General features: G+C 44.2%; 3 protein-coding genes. All 3 read right to left on the bottom strand.

The window, feature by feature from the left end; genetic code table 11:
- Nucleotides 1-441 (bottom strand): hypothetical protein (locus HRU21_11960; protein NRA43004.1); only part of this gene is annotated, 441 nt, incomplete at its 3' end.
- Nucleotides 441-1,532 carry a hypothetical protein gene (locus HRU21_11955; protein ID NRA43003.1) on the bottom strand — a complete coding sequence of 364 codons (1,092 nt, stop codon included), beginning with the start codon at nt 1,530-1,532 and terminating at the stop codon, nt 441-443. The genes HRU21_11955 and HRU21_11960, both read right to left, overlap by 1 nt.
- 9 nt (nt 1,533-1,541) lie before the next feature.
- Nucleotides 1,542-3,599: a hypothetical protein gene (locus HRU21_11950; GenBank protein NRA43002.1), complete on the bottom strand. Its 2,058-nt coding sequence runs from the start codon at nt 3,597-3,599 to the stop codon at nt 1,542-1,544.
- Between the last annotated feature and the right edge of the window lie 151 nt (nt 3,600-3,750).

Genomic DNA, 3,750 nt, shown 5'->3' with positions numbered 1-3,750 from the left:
AATTTCCTGTCCTGCTTCAGTTCGGGGCGCATAGGTAAGTTGACTGGCCCTTTCAGCCATTATGTTTGCACCTTCACCCGTTGGTATATCTCCTGCTAGCTCTCGCCCTATGCCTTCAACCGCGCCAACTAAACCGCCAACCATGCCGCCAGTCGCGCCCGTTGCCATTGTTAAAGCCGCCTCACCAGCGCCAATAGCCTGATCAGCAAAAGAACGCTCGGGTAACCCTGGAGCCGGTATAGCTAAGTTTTCCTCAGTTGGGATAAAGTCTTGATTAACTGGTGTCGCCGCTTGTTCTGGCCTTAACTGTGGTTGACTTTCAGGCTCATTCATTAAACCCTGTGATTGTGCAAACTTAAATATTTGCTCATCCGTTGCACCTTCAGGAGCGTCTATTTGGAATGAACCACCTGAAGGGGATTGTATTGTTACAATAGGCATTATCTAACCACCTTAAAGCCTGCAAATTCATTGCTACCCCTTTCTTTCATTCTTAAAAAGCTTGCAACAGTTCCGCCTTGGTCTAAGTGCTGTATCTGTTCGTTAAAATAAGCTCTTAACTTTGTTTGTGCGACTTTCTTTTTACCTAAATAGGCTATTAACTCTTCATCATCTAACCCGGTAGGTAATGCTATATTTTTGGCTAAATCTAACTCACCCTTGGATAATGCACCGAATGTTGTAGCGCCGACTACGTCAAGAGCCATTGATCCTTGAATATTATCTAACTCAACTGATGCCGCTTTGAATGAAGGGAACCAATGCTCAATGGCACCAACACCCGCACCTCTTCCTAACACCTCTATTGCCCTATCAAGGTTTTTAACGCCAGCATCTATTTTCTGTATTGCCAAAAATCCTTTATCAATCGTTTTGCCTCTCGATGTTGCTGTCATCTCGGCAAACTTTTCAGCGCCTTTTATAGTTGCTTTTGCATCAGCTAGATTTTGAATGTCACCGCTTTGTATTGCAGATAAAACGGCATTACTCATTGCTCTACCTTTTAAACCTGCTTTAACTTTTCGGGCCGTCACTTGATCCTCTGGTGAAAAGCCCGCAATCAAAGATTCAAACGCTTTCTGTTCTCCTGATTTATTGGTGTCGTTCATTGCTGCCATCCATAAAGATTCGCCTTGTTTTTCTGGCTCCATATCCATAACAATCTGCAAATTCTTTTTAATTATTGGATCTTTTGTTTGCTTTAAAATTTCAGCTAAAAACGGTTGCCTCTCTTCGTAAGTCATTTGAGTAGCCGCTAATGCCAATTGTTTTTGCTTGGCTTGCTCCATTTTATTAATGGAACCCTGTTTAATTTCTACATTCTGATCGTGTAACTCTGCGCTTTGACCCATTTTGACGGCTCTGTCTGATGCCTTTTGAGCTGCTAACTGTTCGTTTTGAGCGTCGAGCATTGAGGTTCTTTCTCGCTGCTCGTTCCTTAGCTGGCCTTTAACATAGTCATCACCAATTTGTTGGCCCTGGTTGAAAGCGCCCATACCTTGACTGTTAAAATCTGTATATTGAAATGGCATAATTAATCCTTAAAATGTAATCGGTGGGTTATAGGTGGTGCCTTGTCTCTGGTTTATTTGTGGGTTGTATGTTGTACCCATCATTGAGTTGTAGCTCGGCATAGCTGGCATTTGGCTATAGTTTAAATTCATTGGCGCACTTGAAGCATAAGGTGATGGCGAACTCGCCCCGTAAGGAGTTGGTGTACCCATGCCCATTGTACTAGATAAAGCGCCACTAACAGTATTTGCCATATTGCCCCACGGATTAGTTATACCCATCATTTCCGCCTGACCCATGCCCATAGCTGTATTTGCCGCTGATGTACCAGCACCAATATTCATATTGGCAACGCTATTCGCTTGGTTCAATTCAGATTGTAAAGTTGTACCTGCTGCACTTTGCATTGTATTACCCATATTCGCAACAGTGCCTTGGTCTAAACCATAAAGATTATTCGTTAGGTTTTGCTCGTTACTTACTTGTTGCCCCGTTGTTCCTTGTAAGATGTTGGCTGCGTTTATACCTGCTGTCTCCCTCATGCCGCCGACAGTTCGACCAGTATCCATTCCAATGTTTGATAAGTTACCGCCTAACTGTTGTAATATTTGCGCCTCTGATAAACCTTGTGTCTTGGCTAGTTCAGAAAGTTGACTAGCAGACATTGTACCTACATCACCCATGCGACTCATCATATTACTGGTATCTCTACCGCCTTGCTGCTGCATCTGCCCCGTAATCGCGCCACCTTGAGCAGAATAACCACCCGCTTGATTTGCTGCGTTTTGCCCCATATTAACAGCACCGCGATATCGGTTTAATTGCCTATCTACATCAGCCGCCGCCTGTTGTTGTGCGTTTAGTTGGAATCTTCCCTTTGTGTTTCCTGACCCCATGCCGCCAGTTACCGCCGCATTTCTACCTAATGAGCGTTCACTTTCCATTAGTGCCAAGTTGTAAGCTGGGTCGTTAATTAATGCGTCATCAAAAGCTTGCTGTCCTCTTGTTCCAGTTAATGCCATGTAAGGGTTTAACGCTTCCTTACCTGCAGACATGTAAGGTTGTTGATATCCGATAGCTCTATTCACACCAGCTTCTACACTTTGAACACCTGTCCTTGTTCCAGCTTGCCCGGCATCTATGCCTTTCTGATGTTGACCTAGCGAAAAGTTTCTACCCTCTTCAATGTCACCCCTAGCACCGCCGAACCTAGTTCCCATCGCAGACAGAGCACCCTCCGCTCCTGCCATCATATCTGTCCTTGCTTGATCGCCAGCCGAAACAACTGATTGTTCAGCACCCATAAAACCCGCATTTGTTCCGGTGGGCATTGTTATATTTTGCTGTTGCAAGTTCGGCGCTTCTCTTGGTATAAATTCGCCCTCCATAACTTGTTGAGCTTGAACAGGTGAGGCTTGTTGGGCTTGTTGGGCTTGGTTCCTCTCTTGTGCATCCCGAATACGCATCATATTCTCATCACTACCTGGGTCCCGACCCATGAACTTTTGAGGGGTAAAATCATCCATTCCCATTGATCTAACTGGCTCTTGTGCCACTTGACCTTGTGACACTTGATCAGGTTGGTTGATCATCTGTTGCTGACCACCCATGCGGAAAGTGCCATCAGTCTGAGCGAATGTTTGAGGCATTTGGCTTGCTTGTGATTCTGGCATAGCCGGCTTTATACCACCTAACTCTCTACTTTGCGCCTCAGTGTTACCTTGTTGATCGACAGGTTGGTTTTGTGCTGGTGCTGGTAGCCCAAGCATTGCATGTAATGCGTTTTGTCCGCCTTGTGATATCATCCGCTCAACGTTTTCTGCTGAGTTAGTCAATAATTCACTAGAAGAAATTTGCGCTTGTTGAAACATATCTAACGTGTTCCGCATGGTATCGTTAAACGTTGCAATAGCAGACGGGTAAGTCTCGTTAATAACCCCTATAGCTTTTTGTCTAGCTACAGAATCTAAATTACCAGCCCTTTCAGTTGCCGCCGCTGCTGCTTTAGCTTGCTTTTTTTGTTGTTTATTGGCTTGGTAATCCCCAAATAATTTCAAACCTACCGTTGCCGTAATTACCCAACTCATAATTCAATCCTTAACCTTTTGATTTCTTCCAGCATTACAATGTCATTAACATTGTCAGTTATAAACTCTTCTTTTATTTCGTCTACGTCTTTGCTATTTGTCGGGTGAATACAAACCCAAACAGTATCCTCTAGCGCGTAAAATGATCTTT

This window comes from Pseudomonadales bacterium (assembly GCA_013215025.1).
GTDB lineage: Bacteria > Pseudomonadota > Gammaproteobacteria > Pseudomonadales > DT-91 > DT-91.
This window is presented reverse-complemented; position numbering and strand designations above follow the sequence as displayed.

Bases quoted from the DNA above. Each gene is read 5' to 3' on its own strand.
- HRU21_11955 (NRA43003.1), bottom strand. From the start codon at position 1,532: ATGCCATTTCAATATACAGATTTTAACAGTCAAGGTATGGGCGCTTTC.
- HRU21_11950 (NRA43002.1), bottom strand. From the start codon at position 3,599: ATGAGTTGGGTAATTACGGCAACGGTAGGTTTGAAATTATTTGGGGAT.